Source organism: Acinetobacter sp. 148, from assembly GCF_031196675.1.
Classification (GTDB): domain Bacteria; phylum Pseudomonadota; class Gammaproteobacteria; order Pseudomonadales; family Moraxellaceae; genus Acinetobacter; species Acinetobacter baumannii.
Window position 1 is genome coordinate 209,962 of the sequence record NZ_JAVIMT010000060.1, and the last position, 20,982, is coordinate 230,943.

A 20,982-nucleotide genomic window follows, 5' to 3' on the forward strand; every position below is an offset into this window, starting at 1 on the left:
ATTTGGTTCTATTTACGCATCTAAAAACTCGACATGCCCTGTTTTGACATCGTAAATCGCGCCAACAATCGCTATTTCACCACGATCCAGTAAGTCTTTAAGTACCCTACTGTTATTAATAATATATTGGATATTGTAGTGAACATTCATAGCAGTTACCTGATTTACGAAGGTCTTGTTTAATTCACGGGGTTGCATAATGTCATATACACTTTCTACCGAATGCATGAGCGGACCAAGCACATATTGAATATGCGGCATCTCTTTGACATCGGAGATTTGTTTTTGCTGTAAGCGTAACTGACATGCACTAGTCACTGCACCACAGTCAGTATGGCCTAAAACTAAAATGACTTTTGAGCCTTTGGCCTGACAAGCAAACTCAAGCGAGCCTAATACCTTTTGACCTGCAATATTACCTGCAATCCTTAAACTAAATAGATCACCAATACCCACGTCAAAAATCATTTCAGTTGGAGCACGTGAGTCCATACATCCCAAAACAGCAGCAATTGGGTGCTGGCCTTCATCTGCAGTAACACGAATTTGGCGATAAATATCACGTTGCAAGCGCTCATTCTTAACGAAACGTTCATTTCCTTCTTTAAGTAAAGTAATGACTTGCTGTGGACTTAGTTTACGTTGTAGATCTCTCGTACTAATGTAGATATCCAGTACTGCATCATCTACCTCCTCATAGTGCTGCTTAAATCCAATAAGCTTAAGGTCGACTTGGCGTTTAACTGCCGTCTCATTTTGATAGTCTTGAATGACTTGATAAATATCCGGATCAATCGAATCACATTGAGTGGCATCAATAATCAACTGTTGATCTTTATGAACATGTTCCAAGGCAGAAATGAGTGCGGAACGATTCAGAAAAGTCACTTGTGAAGGAAGTTCAATACGCGTCACGATTCCATGTAAATGCTTTTCTTTATAAACACGAACGCCTTTATTGAAGTTGCCATATAAAATAAATGCACTACTGGTAAATAGCCCCACCAAGATTCCGGTTAATAAATCTGTCAGCAAGATTGCAACCAAGGTAATAATGAATGGTAAAAACTGTCTCCAACCTTTTTGGTAAAGCTGTTTGAATAACTTTGGATGAGTCAGTTTAAAACCAGTCACGATCAAAATTGCTGCAAGTGCAGACAAAGGAATCATGTTCATGAGTGAGACAAAAAATAGAATGGCAAGCAGTAACAACACACCGTGAATAATGGTTGAGCATTTACTACGTGCACCTGTATTGGCATTTACAGAACTACGGACAATCACTGAGGTCACTGGCATTCCACCAATTAAACCCGACACAATATTACCTGCTCCTTGCGCCCATAACTCACGATTAGGTGGAGATGAACGCTTTTGAGGATCAAGTTTATCTGCTGCTTCTAAATTTAGTAATGTTTCTAAAGATGCCACGATCGCAAGTGTAATGGCTCCGGTATAAATTAATGGTTCAGCTAAATAGCTAAAGTCAGGAAAAACCAATACCTCTTCTGGTGCTTGCAATATATTTGGTAGTTGAATCAAATTATTACTTTGCACAGCCCATGAAGAACCGATACTTATTAAAACAAAGTTAAAAACTGCTGCGAGTACCACGGCAATTAAGGCAGAAGGCAACGCTAACTTTTTAAGTGGGCTACTGTCCCAAGCTAAAATTAAAAATAAGCTCAATAGTCCAATCAATGCTGCTCCAGCATCAAATTTTTGGATAAACGTATCCGATGTAGCAGTCCAAACTTCTTTCCATGAAAAATCAGTCAACCCAAATAAATAAGGTAACTGTGTCACAATCAGAATGGCACCAATGGCTGCCAATAATCCTAAAATGACATTGTTTGGAATAAAGTTAGCAAAGAAACCCAACTTAAATACACCAAACAGAATTTGTAAAATTCCTGCAAATACAATACACAATAAAAAGGCGGCATAATTGCCGCCTAATTGATCGAGTTGTACAAGGATGACCGCAGTCAACCCTGCTGCTGGGCCAGAAACGCTGATATGAGAGCCACTCAGCAGGCCAACAATAATTCCACCCACTATTCCAGCAATAATGCCAGAAATAATTGGAGCACCTGAGGCTAAGGCAATACCCAAACATAAGGGTAAGGCCACGAGAAATACGACCACTCCCGAAAGGAGGTCGTTTACGTGAAATCTATTTTTCAGTTCTAAAGCCGGCATAAAAACAACCATTTATAATATAAAAAAACAATCAATTTTTAATGTAACTGCCTGAAAGTGAGGAACTTACTTCAAGGCTTTATCGATATTGTCTGACAACTGAATCGGGTTAAAGTTGAGTTATGCTATAACGTTGTATAGTTGATTGTAGATTTCACGACGTTTTTGTTGATCTTAAGATTCACCTCATCTTTATGAGCGTGATGTTTTAATAAAACATAGCACTAGCCATTTGGAAGACGATTTAGAAACAATAAAAAAGCCTCCCGTTTAGGAGGCTTTTTTAAGTTCTCTAAAGGCTCTTATTTAGAACCCTTAATTCCTGCTTGTAATAATAATGCACCAAAACCACCAATTTTTTGCTCTTGTGGTTTTTCTTGCTTACTACGCTGCGGACGTTCAACTTGATCTTTACGCGGTTGTGGACGTTTACCTTGTGGTTTACGCTCAGAACGCTGTTCGTTATTTTGTTCACGACGTGGTGGACGCTGTGCTTTCACAGGTGCCGCACCTTCTGCACGCATACTTAAGTTTACACGGTTACGTTCAACATCAACTTGCATAACACGCACTTGTACGATCTGACCTGGTTTTACCACTTTATGCGGGTCAGAAACGAACTCATTGGCTAATTCAGAGATATGAACCAAACCATCTTGATGCACACCAATATCAACAAAAGCACCAAAATTCGTCACATTCGTTACAACACCTTCAAGCTGCATACCTTCAGTCAACTGAGCAACTTCAGTAATGTCTTCACGGAATTTAGCTGTGCGGAATTCTGGACGAGGGTCACGGCCCGGTTTTTCAAGTTCTGCTAAAACGTCTTGAATAGTTGGCAAACCGAATTTGTCATCAACAAACTCTTCTGCTTTAACCTGACGAATAATTTCGGTATTACCAATAATGTCTTTTACCGTTGTAGCTTTTGCTGCAACAATTTTCTCAACAAGACCATAACTTTCAGGGTGAACAGCAGATGCATCTAATGGCTCTGAACCATTTTGGATACGTAAGAAACCAGCAGCCTGTTCAAAAGTACGTTCGCCAAGACGCGGTACATTTTTAAGTGCCTGACGTGTGTCAAAACGGCCATGCTCTTTACGGTATTCAACAATTTGCTGTGCAATTGCTTTATTCAAACCTGCAATATAAGCCAAGATTGCTGGTGAAGCAGTATTTACATCTACCCCAACAGCGTTCACACAGTCTTCTACAACTGCATCAAGTGTTTTTGCTAAACCAGTTTGGTTCACATCATGTTGATATTGACCTACGCCAATCGACTTCGGATCAATTTTAACAAGCTCAGCAAGCGGGTCTTGTAAACGGCGCGCAATAGAAACTGCACCACGGATTGAAACATCAAGCTCTGGCAGTTCCGCCGCAGCAAGTTCACTTGCAGAGTAAACAGAGGCGCCTGCTTCACTTACGGTTACGCGAGTTAATTTAAGATCTGTATTTGCAGCCATCATTTCAGCTACAACAGCTTCTGTTTCACGGCTCGCAGTACCATTGCCAATAGCAATAAGCTCGACATTGTATTCACGACATAGACGTGCAAGCTCAGCAATTGAGCCTTCTTTATCTTCTTTAGGCGCAAATGGATAAATCGTGCTATGTGCAAGTACATCACCAGCTTCGCTTACCACAGCTAGTTTCACACCAGTACGAATACCAGGGTCGACACCCAAAGTCGTACGGCTACCAGCTGGCGCTGATAACAATAAGTGACGAAGATTTTCAGCAAACACCTGCATTGCTTCTGCTTCAGCAGCAAGACGTTTTTCTGTAAGTAATGAATGCTCGATTTGAGGACGAACTTTACCTAACCAGAATAATTTTGCAGTTTGTTTTAAAAAATCTTGACGTGTTTGTGGCTGAACCTGATCAAGGTTGTATTCAGTTTCAATACGAGCCAATGGTGCATCATCTTCGCCATCAACTTTTAAACCGAGTACATTTTCTTGGCGGCCACGTAACATCGCCAATAAACGATGTGATGGTAATTTGTTTAGGCCTTCAGAGAATTCAAAGTAATCACGGAACTTTTTGCCCACTTCTTTCTTCTCTTCAGATGCAACAGTACTTTTTAACACTGCTGTTTTTGCGAAAGTCGCTTTTAATTCTGTAGTAAGAGGAATGTTTTGTGCCCAGTCATCAATCAGAATATGCTGGATTGCGTCTAACTGACTTTCAACGTCCGGATAGTCTTCATGACTAAAACCAGCCAATGCTTCTGTCGGATCAATTTGTTCTGAAATAATTTTTTCGGCAATTGGTCCAAGGCCCGCTTCTTTCGCCTTGAAAGATTTGCTCGTACGTTTAGGACGGTACGGCGCATAAATTTCTTCTAAAGCATTTTTTGTTTCGGCTGCATTCACCCGCGCCAACAAGTCATCATTCAATTTATTCTGTTCTTGCAATGACTGAATGACCTTTTCACGGCGCTCATATAAATCACGTAAATACGCTAAACGAGTATCTAATTGGCGTAACTGCGTATCATCTAAACCTTGTGTTACTTCTTTACGGTAACGGGCAATGAATGGAACACTGGCACCTTCATCAATTAAGCGGATGGCAGCTTCTACTTGGTTTGGACGTACGGCAAGCTCACTTGCCAACTGCTGAACTAAGTCAGTCATCGTGTTTGATCCCACAAGGATAAAGTTTAAAAGCACTGATTATAAAGACCAAGACCATAAAATCCACACTTGTTTGCGTATTCAAAACGTTTTTTTGTATTGACTATGAATTTTTCACATTCTTATGGCCGTAAAAAAGTTTTTTCTGTGACTCATTTGGGCCTTTAAGCTAGCCTTTTACCTTTTAAAAAATATGAAATTTATAGATACTTCTTTAATTAAAGAAAATTTTTAATATAAATTATGAGAAAAAGAACATATTGATACATTGCCAGGACGTTCAAAATATAGTTTTTCTTATCTTTCCAAATAAATTATTAAGTTCTCATACTTAAACCACAAATGAATAAATTAAAAGTTAGAACTTAAGAACCAAAACCCATTTTTAAAATAATTTATTTGAAACAAATATTTATTAGAATTTAATCGATGTGAAAGAGGTAAATAGCCAAATATTTGAGTTTTTCTTTAAGGCTTTGCTAAATTATGGGCATAAGATGTTGTTTTTTGGTTTCAAGCCCCTACGAAAATTGTAATTTTGAGCAAATTGATACATAGTCTTAACAAGAACATCGGCATTATACTGAGGGCTTGTTGGCAATAAGCCTAACCGATCCAATAATATATAAATTATGACTTTAAAAGGGAGTACATCATGAGTTTAGTTGTACCTGCTGAACATCCTGAAACCGTACATAACGAAACGGATCGTGTCGAGCGCATTTTAGTGGTCGATGACGATGTGCGTTTACGTACCCTCTTGCAACGTTTTTTGGAAGATAAAGGCTTTGTTGTAAAAACTGCCCATGATGCCTCACAAATGGATCGTTTATTACAACGTGAGTTATTTTCACTTATCGTGCTCGACTTTATGTTGCCCGTTGAAGATGGTTTAAGTATTTGTCGTCGTTTACGTCAGTCAAATATTGATACTCCAATTATCATGTTAACTGCACGTGGTAGTGACTCTGACCGTATTGCTGGTCTTGAAGCCGGCGCAGATGACTATTTACCGAAACCATTTAACCCAAATGAACTTTTAGCACGTATTCGCGCAGTATTGCGTCGTCAGGTACGTGAAGTTCCGGGTGCGCCAAGCCAACAAGTTGAAGTGGTTAGCTTCGGTCCATGGTCTCTAGATTTATCTACACGTACACTAACTCGTGAAGGACAAATCGTTACATTGACTACAGGTGAATTTGCCGTATTAAAAGCTTTGGTACAGCATCCACGTGAACCTTTAACACGCGACAAGCTCATGAACTTGGCTCGTGGCCGTGAATGGGGTGCAATGGAACGTTCTATTGATGTTCAAGTGTCTCGTCTACGCCGCTTAATTGAAGATAACCCGGCACGCGCACGTTACATTCAAACTGTATGGGGCGTAGGTTATGTGTTTGTTCCGGATGGTGCTGAATAAGCTTGAGATAAAATAGAGTGAGTTTAGAGCCAATACCACCGCAAACCTTTACCGACTACGTTGCGTACTCAGAGCGTAAACGGACCCGATGGGAACGTTTTCTCGACAAGATTAAGCCACGTTCTGCGGCCATGCGTACCACAATTTTGGTACTGCTGGTGGTACTCTTTAGCTTATTTATGTCATTGTGGTTTTTTTGGCGAACCCTCTATTTACCTGAAATTCAGCAACATGCGCGCTATCTAGCAGTTGAACTAGAACTGGTAAATAACCCTAATATTCGTATTTTTCATCGCGATAGCGAAGTTGACGTCGACACATGGTTACGCAATCGGGTTGGCATTGAATATGTCACGAACCCCAAAGAATATCCAAGTGTACGCGATAAAATTATTGCCGAGTTTTTTACCAACCAAGTTGAGCAAAAACTGGCAAATGAAATTGGCGCAAAAGACGTTACTGTCTATTTCCAATTTAAACCTAGCCCACGTATCTGGATTCAAACGCCAGAAATGCATGGTAACTGGGTTCGTGAACCTTTAAAAACCTATGCCAACTATAGCCCCGAGCTACTGGTAGGCTGGGTTGTGGGTGTCCCATTAGTTTCGGCCATCATTATTTTAATTTTGGTTCGACAAATGAACCGACCATTACGTCGTTTGCAAAATGCTGCCAACGAATACAGTAAGTCTGGAACTGCACCTTATTTAGATACTAACCATGGCCCTTTAGAAATTCGCCAAGTAAACCAAGCATTTAACCGTATGGTATATACGCTTGAACAAACGGAGCGTGAAAGACGAATCATGCTAGCGGGAATTTCACATGATTTAAGGACTCCCCTTACACGTATTCGTTTAACTGCAGAGATGCTACCTGATGAATTTCTACGTGAAGGTCTGGTTTATGACGTAGATGATATGGATGCGATTCTAAATCAGTTCATCTCATATATGCGCGATGGTTCAGATGAGGAATTAAAAGACACCAATATCAATATTCTTTTGCAAGAATTAGTGGTTCAGTTTAAACCCCTTGATATTCGCTTTAACATGCAGGATGTTCCCATTATTCCTGCACGCAGCCTCTCTTTAAAACGACTTATTGCCAACCTCATTAATAACGCAAAGCGTTATGGTGCTGAACCGATCGAACTCAGTGCAAAGGTTGAAAATGAACATATTTTAATTACGGTTGCAGACCATGGTGAAGGCATTCCAGAAGATCAAATTGAAGAATTAATGCAGCCTTTTGTAAGAGGCAACTCGGCTAGAACGATTCAGGGAAGCGGTTTGGGTCTTGCCATTGTTAAACGTATTGTCGATATTCACCAAGGTGAAATACAGATTCACAATCGTGAACAAGGCGGTTTAGAGGTTATTATTTCTTTACCAATTCCAAAACCCGCCCCTGAAGAAAATACAACGCACAATCCTTTAGAAAAAATCAAACAAACTTTAAGTGAGCGCTTTTAATTTGAGCAATTGAACATTTAAAGCGCTATTTTAAACCTCAAAAAAGCCAATAATAATCAATATATTAAAAATCATAAAAATAATTTATACCCGCATTTATTTAAAAAATTAGACCTTAGCCTAACACCTATGCACTTTTCATTTTTTCATAGCTAAAATCCGGTATGTTTTGACAATATTGAGGATGTCCAATGTCTTTAAGTCGTATTCGCCTAGCTTCTCTTCATGACAAGGTCATCAGTGCTGAACAAGCTGCGCAATTCATCGAAAATGGAATGACCGTTGGTATGAGTGGTTTTACTCGTGCCGGTGAAGCTAAAGCTGTTCCACAAGCACTTGTAGAGCTTGCAAAAAAGAATCCGTTAAAAATCACGTTAATTACGGGTGCTAGCTTAGGTAATGACTTAGACAAACAACTCACGGAAGCAGGTGTTTTATCTCGTCGCATGCCATTCCAAGTGGATAACACTTTACGCCGCGCAATTAACAACGGCGAAGTCATGTTTATTGACCAACACTTGTCAGAAACTGTTGAGCAAATGCGTAACCAGCAACTTAAACGTCCAGATGTTGCGGTAATTGAAGCAATTGCGATTACTGAAGATGGTGGCATTATTCCAACAACTTCTGTTGGTAACTCTGCAAGTTTTGCAATTTTTGCCGAAAAAGTAATTGTTGAAATCAACACTTCTTTAAGCGAAAGCTTTGAAGGTTTGCACGATATCTATATTCCAACTTATCGTCCAACACGTACGCCAATTCCATTAACAAAAGTGGATGAACGTATTGGTACAACAGCTATCCAAATCGATCCTTCGAAAATTGTTGGTATTGTCTTTAACGATACAAATGACTCTCCATCGACAGTCACTCCACCGGATGATGAGACTCAAGGCATTGCCAATCACCTTATCGCATTCTTTGAAAAAGAAGTAGCTGAAGGTCGTTTACCGAAGAACCTTGGTCCACTCCAAGCAGGGATCGGTTCAATTGCAAACGCTGTACTAACAGGTTTAAAAGATTCTAATTTTGAAGACCTCATCATGTACTCAGAAGTACTACAAGACTGTACTTTTGAACTAATTGATGCAGGCAAAATGAAATTTGCTTCTGGTAGTTCAATTACGCTTTCAGCAAAATGTGGTGAAAAAGTTTTTGGCAATATCGAAGCTTACAAAGACAAATTAGTGCTTCGTCCACAAGAAATTTCTAATCACCCTGAGCTTGTACGTCGTTTAGGTATTATCGGTATTAATACTGCGCTTGAGTTTGATATTTACGGTAACGTGAACTCAACTCACGTGTGTGGTACTAAAATGATGAACGGTATTGGTGGTTCAGGTGACTTCGCTCGTAATGCGCACTTGGCAATCTTTGTAACCAAATCTATTGCTAAAGGCGGCGATATTTCTTCTATCGTGCCAATGGTGAGTCACGTTGATCATAGTGAACACGACGTTGATATTTTAGTGACAGAGCAAGGTTTAGCAGACTTACGTGGTTTAGCACCTCGTGAACGCGCTCGCGCTATTATCGACAACTGCGTACACCCGCTTTACCGTGATGCATTAAATGACTACTTTGATCGTGCATGTGCTAAAGGCGGACATACACCTCACTTACTTCGTGAAGCATTGTCTTGGCATGCAAACTTCGAAGAAACAGGCCAAATGCTTCAACCAACACCGGTTGCAAAATCAGCTTAAGTCATACTTTTAATTTAAGCACTCCTACGGGGGTGCTTTTTTATTTGTGTAAATTATTCACAAACTACTGCTCAAGTTCGAATTTTTATTTTATCTTTTCAATACATCAAAACAAAAAGTAGAAATCCATATGTTCATTATTCGCCAATTTACAAATGCAGATCTGGATGATGTGGTCAATTTATGGGAAAGCTGTGGCCTAACTCGCCCTTGGAATAACCCTGAAACGGATATTTTCAGGAAAGTTTCGCAGCAGGATGATTTATTCCTCGTTGCTATTAAGGATGAGCAACTGATTGGCACGCTTATGGGCGGCTACGACGGCCATAGAGGCTGGATTAATTATCTGGCTGTTCACCCCCACCAACAACGCTTAGGAATAGCCACAGCGCTTGTTCAACAGCTTGAAAAGCGATTGATCGCCCGCGGTTGTCCAAAACTACAATTACTCGTCCGCAAAGACAATTTAAATGTACTGAACTTTTACGAGCAGCTCGGCTATGACGAAGTAGAAGCAGTATGTTTAGGAAAACGCCTTATTAGTGATAACCCTCATGACTAAAGGCGCCTCTTCAAATGAAGAGCTTTAGGAAATAAAGCCAGACTTTGGGATAACTCACTTTACTTGTGGATAAAATGAGAGTTATACACAGGTGAAGTCATTCTACTCACGAATCAAATAAATAGACATGAAAAAAGCCCCATACTTAAAGTATGGGGCTTTTTCGAATATGGTGGCGAGACCCAGGATCGAACTGGGGACACACGGATTTTCAATCCGTTGCTCTACCAACTGAGCTATCACGCCGATGGCCTGTATTAAGCCGTATCTCAGAACAATAGTCAACAATTATCCTGAGTTTTTGATTTAAATGAGTATTTTTTATACTCAAAAAAAAATCCCTGATGGGATCAGGGATTGAAAACACAAATAATGGTGGCGAGACCCAGGATCGAACTGGGGACACACGGATTTTCAATCCGTTGCTCTACCAACTGAGCTATCACGCCGAAGTGGGCGTATTAAACAATGTTTATAGGAGGACGTCAAGCAACTTCCGCATTTTTTGTAACAAGTGTTTAATTTTAAATCACAAGTGTCGTAAAAATAGGTTTTTAGCTATGCAATTTACCAATATGAGCTAAGCAGCGATGAATTGCACCACAACCTGGCTCAAAAATTTTAACGCCTTTTGCTTCTTCTATACGACAAGCTTCTTCAACTAGACGCTCTGCTACTCCACGTCCACGATTTGCAGGATGTACAACTATATATTCAAGTACCTTGCTTTCACCTTGTCCTGAACACCAGATTGCACCTATAATTTTGGTGTTAAATTCAGCAGTGTATAGCGTGGTATACTGTTGTAAATCTTGTTCAAGTTGTTCAATCGCATCGTGCCCGTCACCAAACTCCGGACTTGTGTCATACAGTCGCTCAAGCTGATCGCGGATCTCTGAATTATCTAGAGAACTATAAGCATGTACGGTAATAGGCATTGATTAACCCTCCTGAGCAAACTATGATGCTGTCACGAATTCGTCACAGCGAAATTGTCGTTAACATCCAATCATTTTTGACGTTTTTTGAGGAACGTGTCCATGACGCAACGTATCAGTGAAGTGGTTAGAAATACCAATGAAACCAAAATTCGAGTTCGTTTAAATCTCGATGGTACTGGTCAAGGCACACTAAACACCGGAGTTCCATTTTTAGACCATATGATTGATCAAATCAAGCGACATGGCTTATTTGATATCGATATTCATTGTGATGGAGACTTAGAGATTGACGATCACCATACCGTAGAAGACTGCGGTATCACGCTTGGACAAGCTTTTGCACAAGCTTTAGGTGATAAAAAAGGTTTACGTCGTTATGGGCATTTTTACGCACCATTAGACGAAGCTTTATCTCGTGTGGTTGTAGATTTGTCTGGTCGTCCGGGTTTATTTATGGATATTCCATTTACTCGCGCGCGCATCGGTACCTTTGACGTAGATTTATTTTCCGAGTTTTTCCAAGGTTTCGTAAACCATGCGCTTATGACCTTACACATCGATAACTTGAAAGGTAAAAATAGCCACCATCAAATCGAGAGTGTATTTAAAGCACTAGCTCGTGCTTTACGTATGGCATGTGAAATTGATCCACGTGCTGAAAACACGATTGCATCGACAAAAGGTAGCCTCTAATGACACGTATCGCATTGCTTGATTATGGCATGGGTAATCTGCACTCAGCCGCTAAAGCACTTGAATATGTAGGTGCAACCGTCGATGTGACAAATGATCCAAAATTAATTGCACAAGCCGACAAAATTGTTTTCCCGGGTGTTGGGGCAATGCGTGACTGTATGCAAGGCATGCGTGAAGCAGGTATTGATGAAGTTGTACGTAAAGCAGCTTTTAATAAGCCTGTTCTTGCAATTTGCGTAGGCATGCAGGCACTACTACAAAGCTCAGAAGAAAACGGCGGTGTAGATGCCTTAGGTATTTTTGACGGGGTAGTAAAACACTTTCCTCAAATGGAAGGTTTAAAAGTCCCACACATGGGTTGGAATCAGGTTCACCAAATGGACCCAAGTCACCCGATGTGGAACAACATTGAACAAGATGCTCGCTTCTACTTTGTACACAGCTACTATGTTGAACCTAAAGATGAAAATCTTGTGGCTGCCACATGTGAGTATGGCGTGAACTTCTGCACAGCAATTCACAAAGATAATTTATTCGCGACTCAATTCCACCCAGAGAAAAGTCACACTGCTGGTTTGCAGTTACTGAAAAACTTTGTGGAATGGAATATTTAATTCAATTCAAAAACTAAAACAGATCAGGTCAAGATAGCCTGATCTGTTTTTTTATTTATAATAATAACCAATCATTTATAGAATGATATTTTATTCAACAAAATATTGAATATTCATACTTTTAAATAAAATCAAATGATTAGGATAAACACAATGAATTCACCTTTTGAAAATCAACCACTTCAACAAGATTCACCGTTTAAGGCAAATGGTCGTTTTGGACGACTCTCTTATGCAGCTTGGACATTCTTATTTACGCTAGTCCTTGTTACCGCCATTCTACTTATTATGTTTACTTTTGGTTTTACAAACCCTGAAGGTACCCCAGACTTTTCTACACCTGGCTTAATCTGTATAGCAATTCTTTATATAGTCGGTATTTATATTAACTTCGTATTTACCATCCGCCGTTTGCATGACCGCAATAATACAGGGTGGCTCTCTTTACTGATGCTAGTACCGGTCGTGAATATTGGCCTTGCCATTTATTTATTCTGTGCAAAAGGAACTGAAGGTCCTAATGATTATGGACCTAAGCGTCCAACGCCAAGCTGGGAGCGTGTTTTAGGCTGGATTTATATTGTGCTTATTCCCCTTGCATTAATTTTTGGTGTTATTGCCGTAATTATGGCTCCAACCTATGAAGGTTATGTCGAGAAAAGCGAAAGTATTGTAATTGGTAGCCCATCTCAGTCTGAATAATTTTTAAAGATGTACATAAAGCCTAGTTCTCTAGGCTTTATTCATATATAAAGTGAATAGCCCTATTCATTTGTACGCTGTTAAATATGTCTGAAGCCTCTGCCCTTCTTGATAAAACTTCTATTCAGCAGCTCCCTCCTTTTGAAAATCTTAACTATCAAAATATTGTGGTGATTGAAAATAGCGAGCAATGCAAAACTATTGAAGAAGAATTAAAAGCAGCGACCTTTTTAGGATTTGATTCTGAATCTAAACCTACTTTTCAGGTAGGTGAAGTATCAACTGGCCCACATTTGATTCAGCTGGCTACAGAACACAAAGCCTATTTATTTCATGTCAATTCATCGACTTTAAAATTTTTAAAGCCCATTTTGTCTAATCCAAAACAAATTAAAGTCGGCTTTGGCCTTAAAAATGATAAGCATATTTTTCACAAAAAAGGCATAGAGCTTGAAAGCTGCGTTGACCTTGCTAAAGGTTTTAGCCACTTTGGTTTTAAACAACAAATGGGTGTACAAAAAGCCGTAGCACTATTACTTGCTCAGTATCTTGCCAAGTCGAAGAAAGTCGGAACTTCAAATTGGGCGCTAAAACCGCTTACTTCACAACAAATCAGTTATGCAGCTGCTGACGCCTATGCTGCCCTATTGGTATTTCTCGAGCTTAAAAAACGAAAGGTATTACCAATACATATTTCTGAAAAGATTCAAACCGCACTTCAAGGGTAAAGTTATAAAAGTCTTTTCTAAGGCTTAGCGATTGATCAATACTTTGCTAAGATGTGCACAATTTCATAAACATGATGAAGCAAGGAGCGAAAGCATGCTAATCATTCCAGCAATTGACCTGAAAGATGGTAAATGTGTGCGTTTAAAACAAGGGCGTATGGAAGACGATACCGTTTTCTCTGACGATCCGGTTGCAACTGCCCAGCATTGGGTAAATGAAGGCGCACGACGTTTGCATTTGGTCGATTTGAATGGTGCTTTCGCAGGTACGCCTATTCATAAACCTGTTGTTGAAGCGATTGCAAAAGCTCAGCCAGAATTACCAATTCAAATTGGTGGCGGTATCCGCTCATTAGAAACGATTGAACACTATTTAGAAGCTGGCGTGACGTTTGTCATTATCGGTACTAAAGCCGTTCAAGAGCCTGAATTTGTAGAAGAAGCTTGTAAACGTTTTGCAGGCCACATCATTGTTGGTATTGATGCCATGAATGGTATGGTTGCAACTGACGGTTGGGCAAACGTTACCGACGTGAAAGCAACTGATTTAGCAAAACGCTTTGCAGATGCAGGTGTGTCTAGCATTGTTTATACAGACATTGCACGTGACGGCATGATGCAAGGTGTAAACGTTGAGCAAACTGTAAACTTAGCTCAATACTCAGGTTTACCAGTCATCGCTTCTGGTGGTGTAACCAACCTTGATGACGTTCGTAACTTAAAAGGCCAACCGGGCATTTTAGGCGCGATCACAGGCCGTGCAATTTATGAAGGTACTTTAAACCTTCGTGAAGCTCAGCTTTTGTTAGATGAAAACCGTCTTTAATTTTTAAGATGTAAAAAAAGAGCCGCTTTAGGCTCTTTTTTATTTTTTGATGATCTTTAGTTTAATAATTTTTCTAAATCAATCACCTCATCTGCAAGCTCCATTGCATAAGGTGAATGTGTAATCATAATTATGGACGGAACAACTTGCTGAATATATTCAAGTATATTTTTGGCAGTATCTACATCTAAAGCTGCTGTCGGTTCATCTAATATGATGAGTTGTGGACGAGCTAAAAGACCTCGAAGAATACAAATTCTTTGTTTTTCTCCTCCTGAAAAATTCTTATAAATTTCAGTTAGATCATCATCGAGTGTGAGTTGATGCTTTTTCAAAATATGCGATAAGTTAAACTGCTCAAGCATCTGTAGTAAATAAGAGTCTTCGTATATATGTTGAGAGTTATAGACTAGATTCTCTCTTAAAGAATAAGGGAAAATTATAGGTTGCTGGGCAACATAGACCACTTCATTAAAAATATGTTTAGAAAAATTATGACTAATATCAATATTTTTATACAAAAGCTGGCCTGACTGAATCTGATATACCCCCATTAAATAATTCATCAGAGAAGTTTTACCTAGCCCTGTTTGTCCAATCACGACATACGTTTTATTGGTTGATATTGTTAAATTAAAATGATCTACGTTTCTTTTTCCTAATGAAAATTTAGCATTTATAAATTGGTAGAGAATTTCCGTATCTTTAACAGTGGAGTGTGTATATTGCTCTTTATTCAAATTAAAGTACTGCCGATATTTTGCTAGAGCAACAAAATTTCCATTTAAGCGCATCAAACTTTGGGAAACCGCCAGAAACGGATTGGTGAGTTGAATAATATAGGTACTTATCAACACAAAAGAACCAGGGGTCAATTGCTTTTCAGTGGAAAGAAATACTGTAAACAACATAAACATGAGTAAGAATAAGAAGATCATGAATAATTGAGAAATCATCAATAGTCCTATTTTCTTATTCCTATCTTTGGCTGTGGTGATATACAAATTTAATGTTTCATTAAACTTTGATAATTGAAACGGTACTGCATTTTTTACTTTAATTTCATAGGAATTCGAGATCTGATGTATCAAATGGCTATTTACCTGATTATTTTTTTGATACATAGCATCAAATAGTGAACTACTTTTTTTATTTATATGAAATGAAACTAGAAAAATAATAATAGCTACCACTAAAAAGCTAATACTAAAAAGTAAACTAATGGTCGTGAATAAAACTGCGAAAATCATAACCAATTGAAAAATAATTGGCCCCACATGAAGAAGCAATGTGAGGTTAACCTCACCAAAAGCAGAACTCCCTCTTGTAAGATCACTAATTACTGCTCCTGCCTCAATTTGATCTTGTTCTTCTTTTTTAAGATTTAAATAATTTTTTAAGCCCGCAAAAATTAATGCTCCTTTGAAATCGACCATCAAATAAGCGCTAAAAATATTTTTGGTCCAGTTACACAACTCATTCGCTAACCATGCTATAGCGTAGGCAAATACGATGAGGTATAAGAAATTAAATGGAAACTGAATATCGAGCAGAAAGTTATATTCATGTGCAGAATAATCGATAATAATTTTCAGCAAGTAAGGTAATAATGTTGTAAAAAATGCTGAAAACAACACTAATAAAAACATGAGAAGCATACTACTCTTTTGTTTCACATAGTTTTCTTTAGAAATATTCCATATAAATTTATAGTTTTGAATATCTTGCGAACTTAATAAAAACTTCATTTCTGTATCTTTTTTCTATAAAAACGAGTTAAAAATAATTCCTCTACACAAGAAATATCATAACTTCCTTATTTATTTTTATTCGTGTTTTTTATTTAAAATTAGATTTATAGATTTCTAAAACCGAACATATTTGTCATATAAGCTTCTATAAACTGCATTATTTTTAAATATTTGGTGTTTATTTAAAAATTAAATTTTTAATCAATACACCACATTACGAATAAATTTAAGTACTTGGCTACCGCTATTGATATAAGTATAAGTCACTGAACTAGCAAAAATAAAAGATGAACCAGCAGCAATGGTTTTTGAGCTGTCTGTAAATTGTATGGTCAATTCGCCTTCTAACACATAAATCAGTTCTTGCCATCCTTCGGCATCGGCTTCAGCAACATAAGACTCCCCAACAGCCAAAGACCATGTCCAAAGTTCAACTTGAGAACGGGAAGGAACTGAAGCAAGAAAAGTTGCCTTGCTTTCTTCCTTTTCACCTTGCCAAGCGAGTGCATTTACTAGGGCATGTTCTTTTAGCTCAGGCGCACTCACAATTGTTCTAAAATCTACTCCCAACACTGCCGCAATCGCATCGAGTTTAGCTAAGCTAATGTTGACTTGGCCTGTTTCCAGAGCAGCGATGGTACGTCTACTTACACCTGCCCGATCAGCCAAGTCCTGTTGGCTTAAACTGCGCTCATCTCTTAATGAACGGATATTTGTGCCTACATGTTGTAAAACGCTACTCGACTGGCTCATAAAATAGATGAATAAAGAAAATTTGAGCAATATATTGCACAAAACAGAAGAATAGCGCAATATGTGCAATATATTGCACAATTCCCTTTAGTTTGAGTATGTCACCAACTTATCTGAGTTCAAGCAAAGTTCCTCAATTAGCTCTCATTTTGATTACGGTCATTTGGGGTGGAACATTTCTTACTGTGCAGTACGCACTGAATTTTTCATCACCTATGTTTTTTGTCGGCTGCCGTTTTGCCGTAGCTGCCTTAACGCTATTACTTATTTCATTAAAGAGCATGAAAGGCGTTACATTAAAAGACTTAGGCGCTGGCAGTGTAATTGGCCTTGTCATTGCAGCTGGCTATGGCACGCAGACAATCGGCCTGCAAACTATTCCGAGTAGTGAATCAGCTTTTTTAACGGCGCTGTATGTTCCGCTTGTTCCTATTTTAATGTGGTTCATTTTTAGAAAAACTCCACATATCATGACTTGGGTGGGAGCAGCTCTTGCTTTTACTGGCCTTGTTTTATTGACGGGTAATGGTTTTAAGCAAATTTCCTTAAGTTTTGGACAACTTTTAACAGTGCTCGGCGCCTTTGCGATTGCCTTAGAAATTATTTTTATTAGCTACTTTGCTGGAAAGGTAAATTTGCGTCGCGTCACCATTATTCAACTTGGTGTCGCCTCTCTACTTTCTTTTGCCATTATGCCTATAGTAGGTGAACATACAATTCCAGCATTTTCATGGCCCCTAGTACTCATTGCTGTCGCATTAGGCTTAGCAAGTGCACTCATTCAATTTGTAATGAACTGGGCTCAACGTGTGGTTGACCCTTCGCGTGCTGCAATTATCTATGCAGGAGAACCTGTTTGGGCAGGCATTATTGGTCGAATTGCAGGTGAGCGTTTACCAGTTATTGCCCTTTTTGGGGGTGCTTTAGTGGTGTTAGGTGTTTTAGTCAGTGAGTTAAAAATTAAGCTGCCGATTAAGAAAAACAAAAGAGTTCGAGAATAAAAAAGAGAGCTTAACGCTCTCTTTTTTATTTATTAAGGTTGATACATCGGTCGGTTATCATTTAACGCAATCAAACCGCGAATGGCACGATATACAATCCAGATCCATGCTGCCGCGATAACACCCACACAGAATACAGTCGATGAAATAGCAACACCCGCAAATAGATCGGTATTTTCACCCGTAAAGAACAAGAAAATAAACGGCAAAAAGGCAATAATATTCCAAGCCAAGTACCACCAGAATGTTCTGATTTGCCATGTAAAGTGGCTCGCAAAAATTGAACCTTGCACATCAGAGCGTTTTACATAGTTAATAATTAAAGCAATAATCGCAAGTAAGCCGCCTGTAAAAATGGCAACAATATAAAGTACATATAAAATAAGTGTTAAAGTGCGATTTGGATCTTGGTCGATAGAACTATTCATTTTTATACCTCTCAAGTTTAATAAAACAATTTACTTTTATGATCCCCGCAAAACGTTTAAAGGAGAAATTAGCCACAAAATCAAAAGTAAATGAAAGAATATGGTACAAAAATAAATCTTACGAAATGGTTGTTTTTGTGTTTTATGTCTCAGTTTTTGCTGTGCCCACCACGCAGCTGGCCAGCCCCCTAAGAAACTGACAATGTGCAAAGTCTGCTCAGGAACACGGCGATTGCCCAATTGTGCTGCTTCTTTATCTTGTGAATATAGCCAGTAACTCAACACATTCATCATTAAGACAAACAATAAGGTATAAGCCGGCAAAATATGAATAAAACTCATAATGCCCATTAAAACGAAATAAAACACAATCCCCATTTGCATAGCAGACCATGGGCTGGCCTGAAAAGAAGATTGTGTTTTTGCAGGTTTTAAAGCCTTACGGGTTTGAGATGCCTTTAAATAAGTGACCTGCTGAGCACGAAAACGGCCTCTTTCATCAAGGATTACCAGATATTCCAGTGCACAGCCAATAATTGGCCGAGGTCCAGGGCGTGCAAAATCTTTGATATGCAAAAAGACTCGCTCTTTTTCAGCATCTTCCGGCTGAATAAAGCCATAACCCTTTTCGTCGAACCATTCGACTAAACGCCCCTGATCTCGCATCTTTATTCCCTTTTATGCTTTTACATGGCTTAAACGGTCTTGCATCATTGCTCGCATTTCTTGCGGGTCTTTTTGCAAGATGTCATCGCCGGTACGTCCTTCTTCTTTATTTTTTTGAGCAACTTGCAAACGCATTGACCAAAAACGGCAAGCCGCCATTGCCAAGAATACATCTAAACATTCAAGTTCATCTGAAGTCAGCGCACGAACTTTTTGGTATGCCTCTAAATAAGCGTCGACTTTGTCTGAATTTAAATACGCTGCTGGATATTCGGTACAAAAATCATTAATGGTAATCGCAATATCAAACAGCAACTCATCTTGATTTAACTCGTAAAAATCTAAAATACCTTGTAGTTGCTCGCCTTCAAACAAAGTATTGTCACGGAACAAATCTGAGTGAATAAAACCTGTCGGTCGATTTGAATACTGCGCTGTTTTCGCATTAAAGGCTTGATAAACCTGCTCAAGTAACGTTTGGTCATCTTGAGTCATATTTGGTTTAAGCTGCTCTGCAACATCTGTCCAATATTGATGATCACGGCGATATTCGCGTTCAAGCGGAAAATCTTGTAAAGCTACATGTAGCTTCGCCTGTGCATCTGCAATTGCAGCAACTTGGGCTACTGTAGTTTGCATGGGATGGTGTCCCATTAAACGTGGTGCAATTTGTGCAGGCTTACCCGCAATAAAGTGAACCGCTTGGCCGCTGTGCTTTAATGGCACGGCAACGGGTACATCATGAGTACCTAACTGCTCAAGTACAGGAATAAGTTCGCCTGCACCTTGTGCATCTAACTCTTCAAATACGGTGAGTACATATTGTTTGCGGTTTACATCAACCAGAAAATAATTGGTGTTTTGAATACCTCCCTGAATTGGGTTCAGCTCCAACACCTCTAATCCATAAGGTGCAGCAAAGGTGCGAACTTCATCTAAACTCAACGGGGTATAAACCGACATGGAAAACCTGCAAAAAACATCTGTGAAGTTTGATAGAATACCTCTTCCCTCCATGAAGGTGTAGCGCCTGTGTAGGAACTTTCACCAACGGCGATTATTTTTGGAAAAAGCTATGCTTGCTAAACGTATTATTCCTTGCCTAGACGTTGATAACGGACGCGTAGTTAAAGGCGTTCAATTCCTCGATATTCGTGATGCGGGCGACCCAGTTGAAGTGGCACGTCGCTATAACGAACAAGGTGCAGACGAAATTACTTTCTTAGACATTACCGCTACACATCATGGACGCGATACCACTTACCGTACTGTTGAACGTATGGCCGAGACTGTATTTGTGCCATTAACTGTCGGTGGTGGTGTACGTAAGGTTGAAGATATTCGTGCGTTATTAAATGCAGGTGCAGACAAAGTGAGTATTAACTCGGCTGCCGTATTTAACCCTGAATTTGTTCAAGAAGCTTCTCAGCACTTTGGCGCGCAATGTATTGTGGTTGCGATCGATGCCAAAAAAACTGGCGACAATAAATGGGAAATCTTTACTCACGGTGGCCGTAAACCAACGGGTATTGATGCCATTGAATGGGCTGTAAAAATGGCTGACTACGGTGCGGGTGAGTTACTCATTACCAGTATGGATGCCGATGGTACTAAAGCAGGTTACGATATTGCATTAATGCGTGCCATTAATGACCGCGTGACCATTCCAACCATTGCTTCAGGTGGTGTAGGTAACTTACAACATCTTGCAGACGGTATTTTACAAGGTGGTGCCGATGCAGTATTGGCAGCAAGTATTTTCCACTTTGGCCAATATACGATTCCAGAAGCTAAACAATATTTGGCTGAACAAGGTATCGAAATGCGCTTGTAAGTTTATTTATATTTAAAGGGGCAATA

20 protein-coding genes and 2 tRNA genes are annotated in these 20,982 nt (G+C 39.2%); 12 read left to right on the top strand and 10 right to left on the bottom strand.

Going from position 1 to position 20,982, the window contains the following annotated elements; translation table 11 throughout:
• Positions 1 to 12: 12 nt before the first annotated feature.
• Both RFX69_RS10195 and RFX69_RS10200 read right to left on the bottom strand, forming a co-directional pair.
• Positions 13 to 2,202 (bottom strand): bifunctional SulP family inorganic anion transporter/carbonic anhydrase, encoded by a 2,190-nt coding sequence (locus RFX69_RS10195; protein ID WP_289332466.1) that lies wholly within the window; start codon positions 2,200 to 2,202, stop codon positions 13 to 15.
• 302 nt (positions 2,203 to 2,504) lie between these two features.
• The gene (locus RFX69_RS10200; RefSeq protein ID WP_000131196.1) at positions 2,505 to 4,853 is read right to left on the bottom strand and encodes a Tex family protein; all 2,349 of its coding nucleotides are present in this window, start codon (positions 4,851 to 4,853) and stop codon (positions 2,505 to 2,507) included.
• Positions 4,854 to 5,508: 655 nt separating this feature from the next.
• Here RFX69_RS10200 and ompR point away from each other — a divergent pair.
• The 5 genes from ompR (at position 5,509) to RFX69_RS10225 (ending at position 10,016) form a co-directional block, all read left to right on the top strand.
• Complete coding sequence (gene ompR / locus RFX69_RS10205) at positions 5,509 to 6,273, top strand: two-component system response regulator OmpR (protein ID WP_000060753.1); 765 nt, start codon at positions 5,509 to 5,511, stop codon at positions 6,271 to 6,273.
• Between the two features lie 17 nt (positions 6,274 to 6,290).
• Positions 6,291 to 7,748 (top strand): ATP-binding protein, encoded by a 1,458-nt coding sequence (locus RFX69_RS10210; protein WP_000051217.1) that lies wholly within the window; start codon positions 6,291 to 6,293, stop codon positions 7,746 to 7,748.
• 27 nt (positions 7,749 to 7,775) lie between these two features.
• On the top strand, positions 7,776 to 7,904 hold the full coding sequence (locus tag RFX69_RS10215; protein ID WP_086374664.1) for a hypothetical protein: 129 nt from the start codon (positions 7,776 to 7,778) through the stop codon (positions 7,902 to 7,904).
• Positions 7,905 to 7,939: 35 nt separating this feature from the next.
• Positions 7,940 to 9,454 (top strand): acetyl-CoA hydrolase/transferase family protein, encoded by a 1,515-nt coding sequence (locus RFX69_RS10220; RefSeq protein WP_005130676.1) that lies wholly within the window; start codon positions 7,940 to 7,942, stop codon positions 9,452 to 9,454.
• A 130-nt stretch (positions 9,455 to 9,584) separates the two neighbouring features.
• Complete coding sequence (locus RFX69_RS10225) at positions 9,585 to 10,016, top strand: GNAT family acetyltransferase (RefSeq protein ID WP_005130673.1); 432 nt, start codon at positions 9,585 to 9,587, stop codon at positions 10,014 to 10,016.
• 170 nt (positions 10,017 to 10,186) lie between these two features.
• Here the strand turns inward: RFX69_RS10225 and RFX69_RS10230 are convergent.
• From RFX69_RS10230 to RFX69_RS10240, 3 genes are all read right to left on the bottom strand, one after another.
• Positions 10,187 to 10,262: transfer RNA gene (locus tag RFX69_RS10230), tRNA-Phe, on the bottom strand.
• A gap of 127 nt (positions 10,263 to 10,389) precedes the next feature.
• Positions 10,390 to 10,465: transfer RNA gene (locus tag RFX69_RS10235), tRNA-Phe, on the bottom strand.
• Positions 10,466 to 10,570: 105 nt separating this feature from the next.
• On the bottom strand, positions 10,571 to 10,954 hold the full coding sequence (locus tag RFX69_RS10240) for a GNAT family N-acetyltransferase (protein WP_001123235.1): 384 nt from the start codon (positions 10,952 to 10,954) through the stop codon (positions 10,571 to 10,573).
• A gap of 102 nt (positions 10,955 to 11,056) precedes the next feature.
• Here RFX69_RS10240 and hisB point away from each other — a divergent pair, with 102 nt between their 5' ends.
• The 5 genes from hisB to hisA all read left to right on the top strand — a co-directional run bounded on the left by hisB (position 11,057) and on the right by hisA (position 14,523).
• A complete protein-coding gene (gene hisB, locus RFX69_RS10245; protein WP_000194096.1) occupies positions 11,057 to 11,650 on the top strand; it encodes an imidazoleglycerol-phosphate dehydratase HisB in 594 nt (197 codons plus the stop codon).
• The gene (gene hisH, locus RFX69_RS10250) at positions 11,650 to 12,267 is read left to right on the top strand and encodes an imidazole glycerol phosphate synthase subunit HisH (RefSeq protein WP_000196732.1); all 618 of its coding nucleotides are present in this window, start codon (positions 11,650 to 11,652) and stop codon (positions 12,265 to 12,267) included. The genes hisB and hisH overlap by 1 nt, the downstream gene beginning before the upstream one ends.
• Before the next feature lie 153 nt (positions 12,268 to 12,420).
• Complete coding sequence (locus RFX69_RS10255) at positions 12,421 to 12,969, top strand: DUF805 domain-containing protein (protein ID WP_001087823.1); 549 nt, start codon at positions 12,421 to 12,423, stop codon at positions 12,967 to 12,969.
• An 86-nt stretch (positions 12,970 to 13,055) separates the two neighbouring features.
• Positions 13,056 to 13,697 (top strand): 3'-5' exonuclease, encoded by a 642-nt coding sequence (locus RFX69_RS10260; protein WP_289332467.1) that lies wholly within the window; start codon positions 13,056 to 13,058, stop codon positions 13,695 to 13,697.
• A 94-nt stretch (positions 13,698 to 13,791) separates the two neighbouring features.
• Positions 13,792 to 14,523: a 1-(5-phosphoribosyl)-5-[(5-phosphoribosylamino)methylideneamino]imidazole-4-carboxamide isomerase gene (gene hisA / locus RFX69_RS10265; protein ID WP_000905538.1), complete on the top strand. Its 732-nt coding sequence runs from the start codon at positions 13,792 to 13,794 to the stop codon at positions 14,521 to 14,523.
• Between the two features lie 56 nt (positions 14,524 to 14,579).
• Here hisA and RFX69_RS10270 read toward each other — a convergent pair whose 3' ends face one another.
• Both RFX69_RS10270 and RFX69_RS10275 read right to left on the bottom strand, forming a co-directional pair.
• A complete protein-coding gene (locus tag RFX69_RS10270; RefSeq protein ID WP_096640165.1) occupies positions 14,580 to 16,271 on the bottom strand; it encodes an ABC transporter ATP-binding protein in 1,692 nt (563 codons plus the stop codon).
• A 204-nt stretch (positions 16,272 to 16,475) separates the two neighbouring features.
• Entirely contained in the window at positions 16,476 to 17,027 is a 552-nt protein-coding gene (locus RFX69_RS10275) for a helix-turn-helix domain-containing protein (protein ID WP_000083600.1), read from the bottom strand.
• A 98-nt stretch (positions 17,028 to 17,125) separates the two neighbouring features.
• Between RFX69_RS10275 and RFX69_RS10280 the strand changes: the two genes are divergently transcribed.
• Positions 17,126 to 18,028 carry a DMT family transporter gene (locus tag RFX69_RS10280; protein WP_261490400.1) on the top strand — a complete coding sequence of 301 codons (903 nt, stop codon included), beginning with the start codon at positions 17,126 to 17,128 and terminating at the stop codon, positions 18,026 to 18,028.
• A gap of 32 nt (positions 18,029 to 18,060) precedes the next feature.
• Here RFX69_RS10280 and RFX69_RS10285 read toward each other — a convergent pair whose 3' ends face one another.
• Genes RFX69_RS10285 through RFX69_RS10295 form a run of 3 tightly spaced genes read right to left on the bottom strand, consistent with a single transcriptional unit; the run spans position 18,061 to position 20,085 of the window.
• The gene (locus RFX69_RS10285) at positions 18,061 to 18,456 is read right to left on the bottom strand and encodes a membrane protein (RefSeq protein ID WP_001088855.1); all 396 of its coding nucleotides are present in this window, start codon (positions 18,454 to 18,456) and stop codon (positions 18,061 to 18,063) included.
• A 36-nt stretch (positions 18,457 to 18,492) separates the two neighbouring features.
• Complete coding sequence (locus tag RFX69_RS10290; RefSeq protein WP_289332468.1) at positions 18,493 to 19,122, bottom strand: DUF1294 domain-containing protein; 630 nt, start codon at positions 19,120 to 19,122, stop codon at positions 18,493 to 18,495.
• A 12-nt stretch (positions 19,123 to 19,134) separates the two neighbouring features.
• Complete coding sequence (locus tag RFX69_RS10295; protein WP_289332469.1) at positions 19,135 to 20,085, bottom strand: homoserine kinase; 951 nt, start codon at positions 20,083 to 20,085, stop codon at positions 19,135 to 19,137.
• A gap of 112 nt (positions 20,086 to 20,197) precedes the next feature.
• On the opposite strand from RFX69_RS10295, the gene hisF reads away from it, so the two are divergent.
• Positions 20,198 to 20,956 carry an imidazole glycerol phosphate synthase subunit HisF gene (gene hisF, locus RFX69_RS10300; RefSeq protein WP_000880078.1) on the top strand — a complete coding sequence of 253 codons (759 nt, stop codon included), beginning with the start codon at positions 20,198 to 20,200 and terminating at the stop codon, positions 20,954 to 20,956.
• The last annotated feature ends 26 nt before the right edge of the window (positions 20,957 to 20,982 follow it).

Bases quoted from the DNA above. Each gene is read 5' to 3' on its own strand.
- hisA (WP_000905538.1), top strand. From the start codon at position 13,792: ATGCTAATCATTCCAGCAATTGACCTGAAAGATGGTAAATGTGTGCGT.
- RFX69_RS10220 (WP_005130676.1), top strand. From the start codon at position 7,940: ATGTCTTTAAGTCGTATTCGCCTAGCTTCTCTTCATGACAAGGTCATC.
- RFX69_RS10255 (WP_001087823.1), top strand. From the start codon at position 12,421: ATGAATTCACCTTTTGAAAATCAACCACTTCAACAAGATTCACCGTTT.
- RFX69_RS10270 (WP_096640165.1), bottom strand. From the start codon at position 16,271: ATGAAGTTTTTATTAAGTTCGCAAGATATTCAAAACTATAAATTTATA.
- ompR (WP_000060753.1), top strand. From the start codon at position 5,509: ATGAGTTTAGTTGTACCTGCTGAACATCCTGAAACCGTACATAACGAA.
- RFX69_RS10260 (WP_289332467.1), top strand. From the start codon at position 13,056: ATGTCTGAAGCCTCTGCCCTTCTTGATAAAACTTCTATTCAGCAGCTC.
- RFX69_RS10200 (WP_000131196.1), bottom strand. From the start codon at position 4,853: ATGACTGACTTAGTTCAGCAGTTGGCAAGTGAGCTTGCCGTACGTCCA.
- hisF (WP_000880078.1), top strand. From the start codon at position 20,198: ATGCTTGCTAAACGTATTATTCCTTGCCTAGACGTTGATAACGGACGC.
- RFX69_RS10275 (WP_000083600.1), bottom strand. From the start codon at position 17,027: ATGAGCCAGTCGAGTAGCGTTTTACAACATGTAGGCACAAATATCCGT.
- hisH (WP_000196732.1), top strand. From the start codon at position 11,650: ATGACACGTATCGCATTGCTTGATTATGGCATGGGTAATCTGCACTCA.
- RFX69_RS10285 (WP_001088855.1), bottom strand. From the start codon at position 18,456: ATGAATAGTTCTATCGACCAAGATCCAAATCGCACTTTAACACTTATT.
- RFX69_RS10295 (WP_289332469.1), bottom strand. From the start codon at position 20,085: ATGTCGGTTTATACCCCGTTGAGTTTAGATGAAGTTCGCACCTTTGCT.
- RFX69_RS10195 (WP_289332466.1), bottom strand. From the start codon at position 2,202: ATGCCGGCTTTAGAACTGAAAAATAGATTTCACGTAAACGACCTCCTT.
- RFX69_RS10280 (WP_261490400.1), top strand. From the start codon at position 17,126: ATGTCACCAACTTATCTGAGTTCAAGCAAAGTTCCTCAATTAGCTCTC.
- RFX69_RS10290 (WP_289332468.1), bottom strand. From the start codon at position 19,122: ATGCGAGATCAGGGGCGTTTAGTCGAATGGTTCGACGAAAAGGGTTAT.
- hisB (WP_000194096.1), top strand. From the start codon at position 11,057: ATGACGCAACGTATCAGTGAAGTGGTTAGAAATACCAATGAAACCAAA.
- RFX69_RS10225 (WP_005130673.1), top strand. From the start codon at position 9,585: ATGTTCATTATTCGCCAATTTACAAATGCAGATCTGGATGATGTGGTC.
- RFX69_RS10240 (WP_001123235.1), bottom strand. From the start codon at position 10,954: ATGCCTATTACCGTACATGCTTATAGTTCTCTAGATAATTCAGAGATC.